Annotated in this window: 19 protein-coding genes; 6 read left to right on the forward strand and 13 right to left on the reverse strand. The window is 43.1% G+C overall.

Translation table 11 applies throughout. The features are described 5' to 3' along the window. Positions 1 to 184 precede the first annotated feature (184 nt). The 6 genes from gatC (at position 185) to nusB (ending at position 4,916) form a co-directional block, all read left to right on the forward strand. Positions 185 to 487, forward strand: coding sequence for an Asp-tRNA(Asn)/Glu-tRNA(Gln) amidotransferase subunit GatC (gene gatC, locus HT711_RS03150; protein ID WP_173233489.1), 303 nt, complete (start codon positions 185 to 187; stop codon positions 485 to 487). Then, on the forward strand, positions 487 to 1,953 hold the full coding sequence (gatA, locus tag HT711_RS03155; RefSeq protein ID WP_173217929.1) for an Asp-tRNA(Asn)/Glu-tRNA(Gln) amidotransferase subunit GatA: 1,467 nt from the start codon (positions 487 to 489) through the stop codon (positions 1,951 to 1,953). Before gatC ends, gatA begins: the two co-directional genes overlap by 1 nt. After that, positions 1,953 to 3,395 (forward strand): Asp-tRNA(Asn)/Glu-tRNA(Gln) amidotransferase subunit GatB, encoded by a 1,443-nt coding sequence (gene gatB, locus HT711_RS03160; RefSeq protein ID WP_173217931.1) that lies wholly within the window; start codon positions 1,953 to 1,955, stop codon positions 3,393 to 3,395. The genes gatA and gatB overlap by 1 nt, the downstream gene beginning before the upstream one ends. Positions 3,396 to 3,526: 131 nt before the next feature. After that, positions 3,527 to 4,087, forward strand: coding sequence for an elongation factor P (gene efp, locus HT711_RS03165; RefSeq protein WP_000568643.1), 561 nt, complete (start codon positions 3,527 to 3,529; stop codon positions 4,085 to 4,087). A 21-nt stretch (positions 4,088 to 4,108) separates the two neighbouring features. Further along, complete coding sequence (locus tag HT711_RS03170; protein WP_000510575.1) at positions 4,109 to 4,498, forward strand: Asp23/Gls24 family envelope stress response protein; 390 nt, start codon at positions 4,109 to 4,111, stop codon at positions 4,496 to 4,498. After that, positions 4,491 to 4,916, forward strand: a complete 426-nt coding sequence (gene nusB / locus HT711_RS03175) for a transcription antitermination factor NusB (RefSeq protein ID WP_173217933.1) — start codon at positions 4,491 to 4,493, stop codon at positions 4,914 to 4,916. Before HT711_RS03170 ends, nusB begins: the two co-directional genes overlap by 8 nt. A gap of 220 nt (positions 4,917 to 5,136) precedes the next feature. On the opposite strand, the gene HT711_RS03180 is transcribed toward nusB, so the two are convergent. The 13 genes from HT711_RS03180 to HT711_RS03240 form a co-directional block, all read right to left on the reverse strand. Further along, positions 5,137 to 5,904: an acetyl-CoA carboxylase carboxyl transferase subunit alpha gene (locus HT711_RS03180; protein ID WP_173217935.1), complete on the reverse strand. Its 768-nt coding sequence runs from the start codon at positions 5,902 to 5,904 to the stop codon at positions 5,137 to 5,139. Beyond that, positions 5,901 to 6,767: an acetyl-CoA carboxylase, carboxyltransferase subunit beta gene (accD, locus tag HT711_RS03185; RefSeq protein WP_173217937.1), complete on the reverse strand. Its 867-nt coding sequence runs from the start codon at positions 6,765 to 6,767 to the stop codon at positions 5,901 to 5,903. Before accD ends, HT711_RS03180 begins: the two co-directional genes overlap by 4 nt. Before the next feature lie 36 nt (positions 6,768 to 6,803). Further along, positions 6,804 to 8,171 carry an acetyl-CoA carboxylase biotin carboxylase subunit gene (gene accC / locus HT711_RS03190; protein ID WP_173249728.1) on the reverse strand — a complete coding sequence of 456 codons (1,368 nt, stop codon included), beginning with the start codon at positions 8,169 to 8,171 and terminating at the stop codon, positions 6,804 to 6,806. An 11-nt stretch (positions 8,172 to 8,182) separates the two neighbouring features. Next, complete coding sequence (gene fabZ, locus HT711_RS03195) at positions 8,183 to 8,605, reverse strand: 3-hydroxyacyl-ACP dehydratase FabZ (protein WP_173233487.1); 423 nt, start codon at positions 8,603 to 8,605, stop codon at positions 8,183 to 8,185. After that, on the reverse strand, positions 8,602 to 9,087 hold the full coding sequence (gene accB / locus HT711_RS03200; RefSeq protein WP_173233486.1) for an acetyl-CoA carboxylase biotin carboxyl carrier protein: 486 nt from the start codon (positions 9,085 to 9,087) through the stop codon (positions 8,602 to 8,604). The genes fabZ and accB overlap by 4 nt, the downstream gene beginning before the upstream one ends. Before the next feature lie 2 nt (positions 9,088 to 9,089). Then, positions 9,090 to 10,325, reverse strand: a complete 1,236-nt coding sequence (gene fabF / locus HT711_RS03205) for a beta-ketoacyl-ACP synthase II (RefSeq protein ID WP_173233485.1) — start codon at positions 10,323 to 10,325, stop codon at positions 9,090 to 9,092. Between the two features lie 21 nt (positions 10,326 to 10,346). Further along, complete coding sequence (fabG, locus tag HT711_RS03210) at positions 10,347 to 11,078, reverse strand: 3-oxoacyl-[acyl-carrier-protein] reductase (protein ID WP_173233483.1); 732 nt, start codon at positions 11,076 to 11,078, stop codon at positions 10,347 to 10,349. 40 nt (positions 11,079 to 11,118) lie between these two features. Further along, positions 11,119 to 12,042 (reverse strand): ACP S-malonyltransferase, encoded by a 924-nt coding sequence (gene fabD, locus HT711_RS03215; RefSeq protein WP_173233481.1) that lies wholly within the window; start codon positions 12,040 to 12,042, stop codon positions 11,119 to 11,121. Continuing rightward, the gene (gene fabK / locus HT711_RS03220; protein ID WP_112444397.1) at positions 12,035 to 13,009 is read right to left on the reverse strand and encodes an enoyl-[acyl-carrier-protein] reductase FabK; all 975 of its coding nucleotides are present in this window, start codon (positions 13,007 to 13,009) and stop codon (positions 12,035 to 12,037) included. Before fabK ends, fabD begins: the two co-directional genes overlap by 8 nt. Before the next feature lie 117 nt (positions 13,010 to 13,126). Then, positions 13,127 to 13,351, reverse strand: a complete 225-nt coding sequence (locus HT711_RS03225) for an acyl carrier protein (RefSeq protein WP_000257838.1) — start codon at positions 13,349 to 13,351, stop codon at positions 13,127 to 13,129. Positions 13,352 to 13,409: 58 nt separating this feature from the next. Continuing rightward, positions 13,410 to 14,384, reverse strand: a complete 975-nt coding sequence (locus tag HT711_RS03230; RefSeq protein ID WP_164226999.1) for a beta-ketoacyl-ACP synthase III — start codon at positions 14,382 to 14,384, stop codon at positions 13,410 to 13,412. Next, on the reverse strand, positions 14,384 to 14,818 hold the full coding sequence (locus HT711_RS03235; RefSeq protein WP_164227000.1) for a MarR family transcriptional regulator: 435 nt from the start codon (positions 14,816 to 14,818) through the stop codon (positions 14,384 to 14,386). The genes HT711_RS03230 and HT711_RS03235 overlap by 1 nt, the downstream gene beginning before the upstream one ends. Positions 14,819 to 14,911: 93 nt before the next feature. Continuing rightward, positions 14,912 to 15,697: an enoyl-CoA hydratase gene (locus HT711_RS03240; RefSeq protein WP_164227001.1), complete on the reverse strand. Its 786-nt coding sequence runs from the start codon at positions 15,695 to 15,697 to the stop codon at positions 14,912 to 14,914. Between the last annotated feature and the right edge of the window lie 97 nt (positions 15,698 to 15,794).

A 15,794-nucleotide genomic window follows, 5' to 3' on the forward strand; every position in this document is an offset into this window, starting at 1 on the left:
TCTTGTTTCGATAGCTAAGAATGATTTTTACATTGGATTTTACCATTCCTTTCAACACTCCATTATATCGGATTTTAGCATTTTTTTCAATTTCTATTTCTTTTCACTTCCCCCTCCCTTATTTATAGGAAAATATGGTAAAATAGAACAGACTAAAAATCATCATTTCACGAAAGGATGCAAGATGAAAATTACGCAAGAAGAGGTAACACACGTTGCCAATCTTTCAAAATTAAGATTCTCCGAAGAAGAAACTGCTGCCTTTGCGACTACCTTGTCTAAAATTGTTGACATGGTTGAGTTACTGGCCGAAGTTGACACAACTGGTGTTGCACCTACTACAACCATGGCTAACCGCAAGACTGTACTCCGCCCTGATGTGGCCGAAGAAGGAACAGACCGCGATCGCTTGTTTAAAAACGTACCTGAAAAAGACAACTACTATATCAAGGTACCAGCTATCCTAGACGATGGAGGAGATGCCTAATGACTTTCAACAATAAAACCATTGAAGACTTGCACAATCTCCTTGTCTCTAAGGAAATTTCTGCAACAGAATTAACCCAAGCAACGCTTGAAGATATCAAGTCTCGAGAGACAGCTATCAACGCTTTTGTCACCATCGCTGAGGAGCAAGCCCTTGCGCAAGCTAAGGCTATTGATGAAGCTGGAATTGATGCTGATAATGTCCTCTCAGGGATTCCATTGGCTGTTAAGGATAACATCTCTACAGACGGTATTCTCACAACTGCAGCCTCAAAAATGCTCTACAACTATGAGCCAATCTTTGACGCAACAGCCGTTGCCAATGCAAAAGCTAAAGGCATGATTGTTGTTGGGAAAACCAACATGGACGAATTTGCCATGGGTGGTTCAGGCGAAACTTCTCACTATGGTGCCACTAAAAATGCTTGGGACCAGACCAAGGTTCCTGGTGGTTCATCAAGTGGTTCTGCTTCAGCCGTAGCCTCAGGACAAGTCCGCTTGTCACTAGGTTCTGATACTGGTGGTTCTATCCGCCAACCTGCTGCCTTCAACGGAATCGTTGGTCTCAAACCAACCTACGGAACAGTTTCACGTTTCGGTCTCATTGCCTTTGGTAGCTCATTAGACCAAATCGGACCTTTCGCACCAACTGTTAAGGAAAATGCCCTCTTGCTCAACGCTATTGCCAGCGAAGACGCTAAAGACTCTACTTCTGCTCCTGTCCGAATCGCCGACTTTACTTCAAAAATCGGTCAAGACATCAAGGGCATGAAAATTGCTTTACCTAAGGAATATCTAGGCGAAGGGATTGACCCAGAGGTTAAGGAAACCATTCTGAATGCAGCCAAACACTTTGAAAAATTGGGTGCTATCGTCGAAGAAGTCAGCCTTCCTCACTCTAAATACGGAGTTGCCGTATACTACATCATCGCTTCATCAGAAGCTTCATCAAACTTGCAACGTTTTGATGGTATCCGTTACGGCTACCGCGCAGAAGATGCGACTAATCTTGATGAAATCTATGTAAACAGCCGTAGCCAAGGTTTCGGTGAAGAAGTGAAACGCCGTATCATGCTAGGTACTTTCAGCCTTTCATCAGGTTACTACGATGCCTACTATAAGAAGGCTGGACAGGTCCGTACCCTCATCATTCAAGATTTCGAAAAAGTCTTCGCGGATTACGACTTGATTTTGGGTCCAACTGCTCCAAGTGTTGCCTATGACTTGGATTCACTCAACCACGACCCAGTTGCCATGTACTTGGCTGACCTCTTGACCATCCCAGTCAACTTGGCAGGACTTCCAGGGATTTCGATTCCTGCTGGATTCTCTCAAGGTCTACCTGTCGGTCTGCAATTGATTGGTCCTAAGTATTCTGAGGAAACTATTTACCAAGCTGCTGCTGCTTTTGAGGCGACAACAGACTACCACAAACAACAACCCGTGATTTTTGGAGGTGATAACTAATGAACTTTGAAACAGTCATTGGACTTGAAGTCCACGTAGAGCTCAACACCAATTCAAAAATCTTCTCACCCACTTCTGCCCACTTTGGAAATGACCAAAATGCCAATACAAATGTGATTGACTGGTCTTTCCCAGGAGTTCTGCCAGTTCTCAATAAAGGTGTTGTCGATGCCGGTATCAAGGCTGCTCTTGCCCTCAACATGGACATCCATAAAAAGATGCACTTTGACCGCAAGAACTACTTCTACCCTGATAATCCTAAAGCCTACCAAATTTCTCAGTTTGATGAGCCAATCGGTTATAACGGCTGGATTGAAGTCAAGCTAGAAGACGGTACGACTAAGAAAATCGGTATCGAACGTGCCCACCTAGAAGAAGACGCTGGTAAAAACACCCACGGTACAGACGGCTACTCTTACGTTGACCTCAACCGCCAAGGGGTGCCATTGATTGAGATTGTATCTGAAGCTGACATGCGTTCTCCTGAAGAAGCCTATGCTTATCTAACAGCCCTCAAGGAAGTTATCCAGTACGCTGGTATTTCTGATGTTAAGATGGAAGAAGGTTCGATGCGTGTGGATGCCAATATCTCTCTTCGCCCTTATGGTCAAGAGAAATTCGGTACCAAGACAGAGTTGAAAAACCTCAACTCCTTCTCAAACGTTCGTAAAGGTCTTGAATACGAAGTTCAACGCCAGGCTGAAATTCTTCGCTCAGGTGGTCAAATTCGCCAAGAAACACGCCGTTACGATGAAGCTAACAAAGCAACCATCCTCATGCGTGTCAAGGAAGGGGCTGCAGACTACCGCTACTTCCCAGAACCAGACCTACCTCTCTTTGAAATTTCAGACGAGTGGATCGAGGAAATGCGGACAGAGTTGCCAGAGTTTCCAAAAGAACGCCGTGCGCGTTATGTATCTGACCTTGGTTTATCAGACTACGATGCTAGCCAGTTGACTGCAAACAAAGTCACTTCTGATTTCTTTGAAAAAGCTGTGGCTCTCGGTGGCGATGCTAAACAAGTTTCTAACTGGCTTCAAGGAGAAGTCGCTCAATTCTTGAATGCTGAAGGCAAGACACTGGAACAAATCGAGTTGACACCAGAAAACTTGGTTGAAATGATTGCCATCATCGAAGACGGAACTATCTCATCTAAGATTGCCAAAAAAGTCTTTGTCCACCTAGCTAAAAATGGCGGTGGCGCGCGTGAATACGTGGAAAAAGCAGGCATGGTTCAAATCTCAGATTCTGAAATCCTGATCCCAATCATCCACCAAGTCTTTGCCGATAACGAAGCTGCTGTTGCCGACTTCAAGTCAGGCAAACGTAACGCAGACAAGGCCTTCACAGGATTCCTTATGAAAGCAACCAAAGGCCAAGCCAACCCACAAGTTGCCCTTAAACTACTTGCACAGGAATTAGCGAAGTTGAAAGAAGATTAATATGTAAAAGAAACCAGCCCTGAGGTTGGTTTTTTTCTCCCCTACCATCTCCCAATAACTATTTTGGCTTTATTTCCAGAAGATTTTATGGTAAAATGAAGAGTAATAATATTTATTAAAGAGGTAAAAACATGATTGAAGCAAGCAAATTGAAAGCTGGTATGACATTTGAAACTGCAGACGGAAAATTGATCCGCGTTTTGGAAGCTAGCCACCACAAACCAGGTAAAGGAAACACGATCATGCGTATGAAATTGCGTGATGTCCGTACTGGTTCTACATTTGATACAAGCTACCGTCCAGAAGAAAAATTCGAACAAGCTATTATCGAAACTGTTCCAGCTCAATACTTGTATAAAATGGATGAAACTGCCTACTTCATGAACACTGAAACTTACGACCAATACGAAATCCCAGTCGTAAACGTTGAAAATGAATTGCTTTACATCCTTGAAAACTCTGATGTGAAAATCCAATTCTACGGAACTGAAGTAATCGGTGTAACTGTACCAACTACTGTTGAATTGACAGTCGCTGAAACACAACCATCTATCAAAGGTGCTACTGTTACAGGTTCTGGTAAACCAGCAACTATGGAAACTGGACTTGTTGTCAACGTTCCTGACTTCATCGAAGCTGGACAAAAATTGATCATCAACACTGCAGAAGGAACTTACGTTTCTCGTGCCTAATCTCTAGAAAGAGGTCATTCTATGGGAATTGAAGAACAATTTGGCGAAATCGTTATCGCTCCACGTGTACTTGAAAAAATCATTGCCATCGCAACTGCTAAAGTTGATGGTGTCCACTCATTTTCAAATAAATCCGTATCTGATACCCTATCAAAACTCTCTCTTGGTCGCGGCGTCTACTTAAAAGAAAGCAATGAAGAGCTAACTGCTGACATCTACCTCTACCTTGAGTACGGTGTGAAAGTACCAAAAGTGGCTCTTGCTATTCAAAAAGCAGTCAAAGATGCTGTCCGAGATATGGCTGATGTGGAACTTGCTGCTGTCAACATCCATGTTGCAGGAATCGTTCCAGATAAAACACCAAAACCTGAGTTGAAAGATTTATTTAACGAGGACTTCCTCAATGACTAGTCCATTATTAGAATCTAGACGTGAACTTCGTAAATGTGCTTTTCAAGCTCTTATGAGCCTTGAATTCGGTACAGATATGGAAACAGCTTGTCTCTTTGCCTACACGCATGACCGTGAAGATGCAGATGTGCAAATCCCTGCCTTTCTTCTAAACTTGGTTTCTGGTGTTCAAGCTCAGAAAGACGAGTTGGATAAACAAATCAACCAGCACCTCAAGTCAGGCTGGACAGTTGAACGCTTGACCTTGGTCGAAAAAAACTTACTACGCTTAGGTATCTTTGAAATCACATCATTTGATACACCTCAGCTAGTAGCAGTCAATGAAGCCATTGAACTCGCTAAGAATTTTTCAGATCAAAAATCAGCCCGCTTTATCAACGGACTGCTCAGTCAATTCGTAACTGAAGAAAATGAATAATCGAAAAGGTGTTTGGTCTTCCAAGCACTTTTTTACTTTCCCCTCTGCACAGAGTAAGAACCACATAAAAACTAGAACTGGCAGTCAGTTCTAGTTTTTGCGTATTCTAAAGAATTATACTCAATGAAAATCAAAGAGCAAACTAGGAAGCTAGCCGTAGGCAGTACTTGAGTACGGCAAGGCGAAGCTGACGTGGTTTGAATTTGATTTTCGAAGAGTATTAGTATTTTCTAAACCGTTGATAGCGCTCTTCCAACAACTCTTCTAGCGGTTTTTGTGAAAGTAGAGCTAGCTCAGCTTGGAGTTCTTTTTTAACATTCTTAATCAGTTCTTTACTAGAAAGTCCTGCTTCAGAAATCACCTTGTCCACCACGTCCATTTCTAACAGTTCATGCGAAGTGATTTTCATCAGTTCTGCCGCTTCCATGGCACGACTGCCGTCCTTCCATAGAATGGAAGCAAAGCCTTCTGGACTGAGAATGGCATAGATAGAATTTTCCAGCATCCAGACACGGTCTGCGACTGCCAAAGCCAGAGCACCACCTGAACCACCTTCACCGATAATGATAGCAATAATAGGAACTTTCAGGTCACTCATTTCCATGAGATTGCGAGCAATAGCTTCTCCCTGTCCACGTTCTTCCGCGCCGACACCAGGATAGGCACCTGCTGTATTGATAAAGGTCACAACTGGACGACCAAACTTTTCAGCCTGTTTCATCAAACGTAGTGCCTTGCGGTAGCCTTCTGGATGCGGTTGACCAAAATTCCGCTTGAGGTTATCTTGTAAACTCTTGCCTTTTTGGATACCAACCACTGTTACAGCTTGATCACCAAGCCAGCCAATACCACCAACAACTGCACCATCATCACGAAAAGAACGGTCACCGTGTAATTGGATAAAGTCATCAAAAATGCCTGTCGCAAAGTCCAAGGTTGTCAAGCGACTCTGCTCACGCGCTTCTCTGACTATTTTTGCAATATTCATCTAGGACCCCCTCCGTGCAATCTGACTAGGCTAGCAATGGTATCTGGCAAGTCTCTTCTTTTGACAATAGCATCCACAAAGCCATGTTCCAATAGGAATTCTGCCTTTTGGAAATCCTCAGGCAAGCTTTCACGAACCGTATTTTCAATGACACGACGCCCAGCAAAACCGACCAAGCTCTGTGGTTCAGCCAGAATAATATCGCCTTCCATAGCGAAAGAAGCTGTCACACCACCTGTCGTTGGATCTGTCAAAATGGTCAGGTAAAAGAGACCTGCATTTGAATGGCGTTTAACTGCTGCAGAAATCTTAGCCATCTGCATGAGACTCATGATTCCTTCCTGCATACGGGCTCCACCAGAGGCTGTGAAGAGGATAACTGGCAATTTTTCAACAGTCGCATACTCAAACAAGCGAGTGATTTTTTCCCCTACAACCGTACCCATAGAAGCCATGATAAAGTTGGAATCCATAATCCCAAGAGCCACAGTCTGACCCTTAATAAGAGCAGTTCCTGTCACAACGGCTTCATCCAGCCCTGTTTTTTCACGCATAGTTGCTAGTTTCTTTTGATAACCAGGGAAATGCAAGGGATCCTTGCTTTCAATCCCTGTAAACAATTCCTTGAAGGTTCCCATATCAATCGTCAAAGCCAAGCGTTCTTGAGCAGAAATACGAAAAGTGTAGCTACAGTGCGGACAGATACGCTCACTTCCCAGATCCTTCTGATAAATGGTATACTTACAGCCTGGACACTGGGAGAATAATTCATCTGGAACCTCTGGCTTAGCTTGAGGTTTTTCCCTAACCGAACGATTGGGATTGATTCGAATATACTTATCTTTTTTACTAAATAGAGCCATTAATTCCCCTTTTCGGTTTAAACTCTTGAAGTCATTTTATTCTTTTTCTTGATATTTGGGTAAGAAGGTTTCCATCAAGAAGGAAGTATCGTAATCTCCAGCAATGACATTGCGATCTGAAATGAGGTCAAGCTGGAAATCTGCATTGGTCTGCACCCCTTCAATCTCTAATTCATAGAGGGCACGTTGCATTTTCATCAAGGCATCAAAACGATTTTCACCGTGAACGATGATTTTGGCAATCATACTATCATAATAAGGCGGAATGGTATAACCTGGATAAACTGCTGAATCCACGCGCAAGCCAACTCCTCCACTTGGAAGATAGAGATTGGTGATCTTACCTGGACTTGGAGCAAAGTTAAAGGCTGGATTTTCTGCATTGATACGACACTCGATGGCATGACCGCGTAGGACAATATCTTCTTGCTTAACAGACAGGGGCTGACCTGCTGCAATGCGAATCTGTTCCTTAACGATGTCAACACCTGAAACAAACTCTGTTACTGGATGCTCTACCTGAACACGTGTATTCATTTCCATGAAATAGAAATTGCCACTGGCTTCATCAAGAAGAAACTCAATGGTCCCTGCATTTTCATAGCCAACAGACTCTGCAGCTCGAACAGCTGCAGCACCGATTTCATGGCGCAACGTTTTTCCGATTGCAATCGAAGGGCTTTCTTCTAAAACCTTTTGGTTATTCCGTTGAAGAGAGCAATCCCGTTCCCCCAAGTGAATTACATGTCCATGCTCATCTCCTAGGATTTGAACCTCGATGTGACGAGCTGGATAGATGACCCGTTCTATATACATGGCACCATTGCCATAGTTGGCCTTGGCCTCACTAGAGGCAGTTTCAAAGGCTGAAACGAGGTCCTCTGGTTTTTCAACCTTACGAATCCCTTTACCACCTCCACCTGCTGAAGCCTTGAGCATGACAGGGTAGCCGATTTTTTCAGCAACAATCAAAGCTTCCTCAGAGTTATGCACTTCTCCATCTGAACCTGGAATGACAGGCACACCTGCTTTTATCATCTGAGCACGCGCATTGATTTTGTCTCCCATCATATCCATGACATGACCAGATGGGCCGATAAACTTAATCCCCACCTCTTCACACATGGTTGCAAATTTGGAATTTTCACTGAGAAATCCGAAACCTGGGTGAATGGCTTCTGCCTCAGTCAAGACTGCAGCTGATAGAACCGCATTGATATTAAGATAAGACTCTGTTACCTTGCCCGGACCGATACAAACTGCTTCATCTGCCAAAAGCGTATGAAGGGCTTCCTTATCAGCAGTTGAATAAACCGCCACCGTCACAATCCCCAATTCACGCGCAGCACGGATAATACGAACTGCAATTTCACCACGATTGGCAATTAAAATTTTTCGAAACATGGAGAACCTCCTTAGTTCCCAATTGCAAAGGTAAGAGTACCACTGGCCGCAAGCTTGCCATCCACTTCAGCCTTTGCTTCAACCACGGCAATGCTACCGCGACGTTTTACAAAAGTCGCTGTCATAACCAATTGATCGCCTGGCACAACTTGCTTCTTAAATTTAACCTTGTCCATACCAGCATAAAAGACCAGTTTACCTTTATTTTCAGGTTTTGATAACTCCAAGACACCAGCTGTTTGCGCCAAGGCTTCCATAATCAGAACACCTGGCATAACTGGGTATTGAGGAAAGTGGCCGTTAAAGAAAAGCTCATTGATGGTCACATTTTTGATGGCAACAATAGTGTCCTCGCTCACTTCCAAGACACGGTCTACTAGGAGCATAGGATAACGGTGGGGAAGGGCTTCTTTGATTCCTTGAATATCGATCATTTGATACGTACCAATCCTTTACCAAACTCAACCATTTCTTCGTTAGAAACGAGAATTTCCGTTACCACACCATCCTTAGGAGCTGGGATTTCATTCATGACTTTCATGGCTTCGATAATGAGCAATGTTTGACCTTTTTTAACACTATCACCAACTGTTACAAAGGCAGGTTTATCTGGACCAGCAGCCAAGTAAGCCACCCCAACAAGTGGGCTCTCTACAAGATCTCCCTCAGCAACTACACTTGCTTCAGCTGGCACCGAAGTTTCTTCCACTACAGTTTCTGCTGGAGCAGATGTAGGAGCTACTGGACCCGGTGTTGCTAGAACGGGTGCTGGAACGACTTGAGGTACAGCTTCAGACACCAGTCTCGCTTCATTCTTGCTAAACTCCAACTCATCCGTCCCATTCTTATAAGAAAATTCTCTCAAACTTGATTGGTCAAATTGAGCCATCAAGTCTTTAATATCGTTTAAATTCATACTTATTTATTCTCCCAACGTTTGAAAGCAAGAACTGCATTGTGGCCACCAAAGCCAAAAGTATTTGAAATAGCGTATGGAATTTCTTGCTCCAAGCCTTGTCCATAAACAACATTGGCTTCGATATAATCTGATACTTCACTTGTTCCAGCTGTCATTGGTACAAAGTTATGACGCATAGCCTCGATGGTGACGATAGCTTCTACTGCACCCGCAGCCCCCAGCAAATGTCCTGTGAAAGACTTGGTTGATGATACAGGTACTTCCTTACCAAGAACAGCTACGATAGCACCACTTTCTCCTTTTTCATTAGCAGGAGTTGACGTTCCGTGAGCATTGACATAGGCTACTTGTTCTGGAGAAATCTCAGCTTCTTCCAAGGCTAGTTTGATGGCCTTGATAGCTCCCTGACCTTCTGGATGTGGTGAAGTCATATGGTAGGCATCACAGGTATTTCCGTAACCAACCACTTCAGCAAGGATAGTAGCCCCACGTTTTTCAGCATGTTCAAGACTTTCAAGAACCAACATCCCTGAACCTTCTCCCATGACAAAACCATTTCTGTCCTTATCAAATGGGATAGAAGCACGAGCTGGATCCTCTGTAGTAGAGAGAGCTGTCAAGGCTTGGAAACCTGCAATAGCAAAAGGGGTAATAGAAGCTTCTGAACCACCTACCAACATAACATCTTGGAAACCAAATTTAATCGAGCGGAAGGCATCCCCAATCGCGTCATTTGATGAAGCGCAGGCAGTATTGATAGATTTACAAACACCGTTTGCTCCAAAACGCATAGCAACATTTCCTGAAGCCATATTTGGCAAGGCTTTTGGAAGAGTCAATGGTTTCACACGTTTTGGCCCTTTTTCGTTGAGACGAAGCACTTGATCTTCAATTTCCTTGATTCCACCAATACCAGAGGCAACGATAACACCAAAACGATCCTTGTCAAGAGCCTCTACATCCAAATTAGCATGGTTGACAGCTTCTTGGGCTGCATACAAGGCATATAAAGAATAGTTATCGAAACGATTGGTATCTTTCTTCACAAAGTATTTATCAAAAGGAAAATCTTGGATTTCTGCTGCATTATGCACATCAAAGTCACTATGATCAAATTTTGTAATTTGACCAATTCCGATTTTTCCAGTTGTCAAACTATTCCAAAATTCTTCTGGTGTATTTCCGATTGGAGATGTCACTCCATAACCTGTTACTACTACACGATTTAGTTTCATCTTTTTTACCTCTAGCTTCTGCTACATACTGAGGCCACCATCAATGGCAACCACTTGACCAGTTAGATAATCTTGGCCTGCTAAAAATACTGTCAAATCTGCAACCTGTTCTGCCTGCCCAAATGCTTTCATAGGAATTTGCGCTAGCATGGCATCTTTTACCTTGTCTGATAGAACAGCTGTCATATCGGACTCAATCATTCCAGGTGCAATAGCATTAACCCTGATATTGCGATTGGCCACTTCACGCGCCACAGACTTGGTAAAACCAATCAAGCCAGCCTTAGAAGCAGCATAGTTAGCTTGACCGATATTTCCCATCAAACCAACAACACTAGACATATTAATGATAGCACCTTCTCTGGCTTTTATCATCGGTTTCAAGACTGATTGTGTCATGTTAAAGGCACCAGTCAGATTCACTTTAAGCACTTTTTCAAAATCTGCTTCTGTCATCTTGAGCATCAGGGTATCTTGGGTAATCCCTGCATTGTTGACCAAAACATCTACTGAACCCAGCTCTACAATAGCTTGATCAACCATACGCTTAGCGTCTGCAAAATCTGACACGTCTCCTGATATAGGAACCACCTTGACACCATAGTCTGCAAACTCAGCGAGCAATTCTTCTGAAATGGCACCACGACTGTTTAAAACAATGTTGGCTCCTGCTTGAGCAAACTTGTGGGCAATGGCAAGACCAATACCACGACTCGAACCTGTAATAAAGATATTTTTATTTTTTAGTTGCATTCTTTTCTCCTGTTTCCTCTTATATTTGTGGGAGAAGGGATTACTCGTTTTCTAGCAAGGCTTCCAAACTCGCCTGATCTTCAACATTAGCTAGTTTAGCCGTTTTATCAATTTTTTTGACAAAGCCTGACAAGACTTTCCCCGGTCCAATCTCGATAAAGTTGGTTACTCCTGCTTCTTGCATAACTGCAATACTTTCATAAAAACGAACTGGTTCCTTGACCTGACGCGTCAAGAGTTGAGCAATGTCTTCTTTTTTCATAACTGTAGCTTCTGTATTGCCGACTAGGGGACAAGTGAAATCTGAAAAACTTACCTGAGCTAGAGTTTCAGCTAGTTTCTGACTAGCAGGCTCAAGGAGAGCGGTATGAAAGGGACCTGAAACCTTGAGAGGAATCAAGCGTTTAGCTCCTGCTTCCTGCAAGAGTTCAACAGCTCGGTCAACTGCAACCACTTCTCCACCAATCACAATTTGTGCAGGTGTATTATAGTTGGCTGGAGTAACCACTCCAAGTTCAGAAGCTTTTTGACAGGCTTCTTCAATGACCTCTACTGGCGTATTGAGAACTGCTACCATCTTTCCAGAACCAGCAGGAACTGCTTCTTCCATATAGGCGCCACGCTTAGCGATTAAGGCTACCGCATCTTCAAAATCCAAGGCGCCACTGGCCACCAAGGCAGAATATTCTCCAAGGGACAAACCAGCAACCATATCAGGCTGATAGCCCTTTTCTTGCAATAAACGGTAGATAGCAACCGAAGTCGCTAGAATAGCTGGTTGCGTATAGCGGGTCTGATTGAGTTTTTCTTCTTCTGTATCGATGAGATGACGCAAATCATAACCAAGAACCTGACTGGCTTGATCAATCGTTTCTTTGACAATCGGATACTGATCATAGAGATCCCGTCCCATCCCTAGATACTGGGCACCTTGACCAGCAAATAAAAAGGCTGTTTTAGTCATTTCTTACAACTCCTGCCCAACGAGAGGCTTCTTCTTGTATTTTCTTAGCTGCTCCATAGTACAAATCTTTTAGGATTTCTTCAACGGTTTCTTCTTTGGAAACAAGGCCTGCGATTTGACCTGCCATAACAGAGCCACCATCCACATCACCGTGAACAACTGCTTTGGCTAGGGCACCTGCTCCCATTTGTTCAAAAATTTCCAAATCAGGATTTTCTTGTTTAAAGGCATCTTTTTCAGCTTTTTCAAAATCACGAGTCAACTGATTTTTAATTGCACGAACAGCATGTCCAAAGTGTTGAGCTGAAATCGTAGTATCAATATCTCTAGCTTTTAAAATCTTGGCCTTGTAATTTGGATGGGCATTAGACTCTTTTGCAACGACAAAACGAGTTCCAACCTGAACAGCCTCTGCACCTAGCATAAAGCCAGCCGCAGCACCTTCACCATCCGCAATCCCTCCTGCCGCAATAACAGGGATAGATACAGCTGCCGCCACTTGACGCACCAAGGTCATGGTTGTTAATTTACCGATATGCCCCCCAGCTTCCATTCCTTCTGCGATAACAGCGTCCGCACCAATTTTTTCCATGCGTTTAGCTAGGGCAACGCTTGGTACAACAGGAATAACTGTAATCCCTGCTTCGTGAAAGCGTTCCATGTATTTACCAGGATTTCCTGCCCCTGTTGTAACCACTTTGACGCCTTCCTCGATAACGAGATCTACAATATCTTCCACAAAGGGAGACAAGAGCATGATGTTGACACCAAAGGGTTTATCCGTCAATGATTTAATCTTATCAATATTAGCCTTGACAACTTCTTTCGGGGCATTTCCCCCACCGATAATGCCTAGTCCCCCAGCCTTGGAAACAGCCCCTGCCAGATCACCATCAGCAACCCAAGCCATTCCTCCTTGGAAAATAGGATACTCAATATTCAATAATTCTGTAATACGCGTTTTCATAGTGCCTCCATCGTTTCTTGCTTACGTAATAGTTCGATACTGTCATAATTTGAAAATCAAACTATTGCCTAAACAAGAGGGAGCGGGTTTCCCTACTCCTTCTATCTTATATTCTTCTTATTTTGTTTGCTCTTCAACATAGGCAACCAAGTCACCAACTGTTTTCAAGTCATCTTCTGCTTCGATTTGGATATCAAAAGCATCTTCGATTTCTGAGATTACTTGGAACAAGTCCAATGAATCTGCGTCCAAATCATCAAAAGTTGATTCAAGTGTTACTTCTGATGCGTCTTTTCCAAGTTCTTCAACGATAATTTCTTGTACTTTTTCAAATACTGCCATGATAGGACTCCTTTAAAATAAATAGTTTTTTATAACAATGTGTTCACCACATGATTACCTAAATTGTAAGAATGAGCGTGCCCCAGGTCAAGCCTCCACCGAAGCCTGATAGCAGAACAGTCTGGCTACCATCTAAATGGATAAGACCATGTTCTACACACTCTGAAAGTAAAATCGGGATACTGGCTGCACTGGTATTGCCATATTCCATCATATTGGCTGGAAGTTTAGCTCGGTCGACACCGATTTTTCTAGCCATCTTATCCAAAATACGGTCATTGGCTTGATGCAGTAGCAGATAATCCAAGTTTGTCGCCTCTATAGGAGATTCATCAATAGTCTGCTTGATAGACTTGGCTACATCCCGAATGGCAAAATCAAAAACTGCGCGTCCATCCATCTTCAAAAATGAATCTGCATTTTCTTGATCTGAAAATGGAGAATGCAGACCTGAATGTCCGTAAGTCAGACACTCGCTACGACTTCCATCGCTATTGAGACTCTCCGCTAGGAAATGTTGCTTATCGCTAGCTTCTAACAAGACGCCACCAGCACCATCTCCAAACAACACAGCTGTTGATCGGTCTGACCAATCGACTGCCTTAGAGAGGGTTTCACTACCAATCACCAAGCCTTTTTGAAAGCGACCGGAAGCGATAAACTTTTCAGCAGTTGAAAGAGCAAATACAAATCCACTGCAGGCCGCGGTTAGGTCAAAAGCAAAGGCTTTTTTTGCACTAATATTAGCTTGAACACGAGCAGCTGTAGAGGGCATCATCGAATCTGGAGTAATGGTAGCTAGGATGATAAAATCCAGTTCCTCTCCTATTATTCCAGCTTTTGCCATCAGTTTCTTAGCAACTTCCGTAGCCAAATCACTGGTAGATTCTGTTCTTGAAATATGCCTTTGTCGTATTCCCGTCCGACTTGAAATCCACTCATCATTGGTATCCATAATCTGAGCCAAGTCGTGATTTGTAACCACTTGCTCTGGCACATAATGAGCAACCTGGCTTATTTTTGCAAAAGCCATTATTTCAAATCCTCCAAAAATTGATAAAGATTGGTCAAACCTTTGCTCATAACATCAATTTCTTCCTTACTCATACCATCAATGATTTTTTCAACCATGGCCTTGTGGAAGCGTCTATGCAGCCTATGAACCAAGCGACCCTTCTTTGTCAAATGTAGATGAACCACACGACGATCCTGCTCTGAGCGAATGCGTTCAATGTAACCCTTGCGTTCGAGATTATTCAAACTAGTCGTAACGGTCCCAAGAGTCACCATCAACTCTTTTGACACTTGACTTGGTGTCACGTCTGGGAATTTCCCAATCACATCAATCGTATGCATTTCTTTGATGGAGATATCCTTGAAACGACTACCTCTCAAGCTCACTTCCTCAATGACAAGGACATTGTTAAATATAGATGTTAAATATTCATTAATTCGTTGGTAGTCCATTTTTCATATCCCTCCTTCTCAAAAAAACTTTTACAATCAAAACATTTGACAAGAGAATTATATCAAAGTTCAAAGAATGATGCAAGTATTTTTTTATTTTCCTGTAAATTTAGGCCGTCTTCTCTCCGAATGAGCCCGAACTCCCTCTTTGAAATCCTCTGTTTGAGCTAAGGATTCCTGTAGATTCAGTTCTAAAGTAGCGTAATCCTGCCAGTCTTTAAATTGGCTCTCCCAAACCAACTTCTTAATGGCAGCATAGGAATTACTTGAACCACGTCTTAATTTTTTAAGAAGCTGTTCTCTCGTCTTTTCAAGTTTATCAGCTTCGGAAACACGGTAAACTAGCCCCCACTCCAGAGCTTTTTCTGCGGTCAAAGCCTCTCCTGTCATAGCTAATTGAGCAGCACGCGTCACACCGATACTGCGGCTCAAGAGATGAATCCCACCTGCATCTGGAGCCAAGCCGACGCCAACAAAGGCTTGGATAAACTTAGCCTTATCCGTCGCCAAACAGAAATCTGCCGCAACAGCCATATTCGCTGCGGCACCTGCAACAGCACCGTCAACTTCCATTAAAACAGGTTTAGCTATTTGCTTGATTTTATAGGAAATAGTATTGACCAATTCTGCGATTTTCGTCAATGATGGAATATCATCCTCATCCACTGCCCGCTTCATCTCTACCAAATCTCCCCCAACTGAGAAGACTTTGCCATTGGCATTGATTAAGATAAAATGCACAGCTGGATCCTCTTCTGCTAAAGTCAGCGCTTCTAAAATCTCCTCACACATGGGAATATGAAAACCATTTGCGACCTCAGGACGGTTCAAGGTAAGGATTGCCAAATCCTCTTCAAGCTGATAAATAATGTGTTCCATCTGGACTCCTTTTTATTTTATAAGCAGTTTATACTCTTCGAAAATCTCTTCAAACCACGTCAGCTTCGCCTTGCCGTAGGTATGGTTACTGACTTCG

The sequence above is a fragment of the Streptococcus sp. 1032 genome (assembly GCF_013277015.1).
Lineage (GTDB): Bacteria > Bacillota > Bacilli > Lactobacillales > Streptococcaceae > Streptococcus.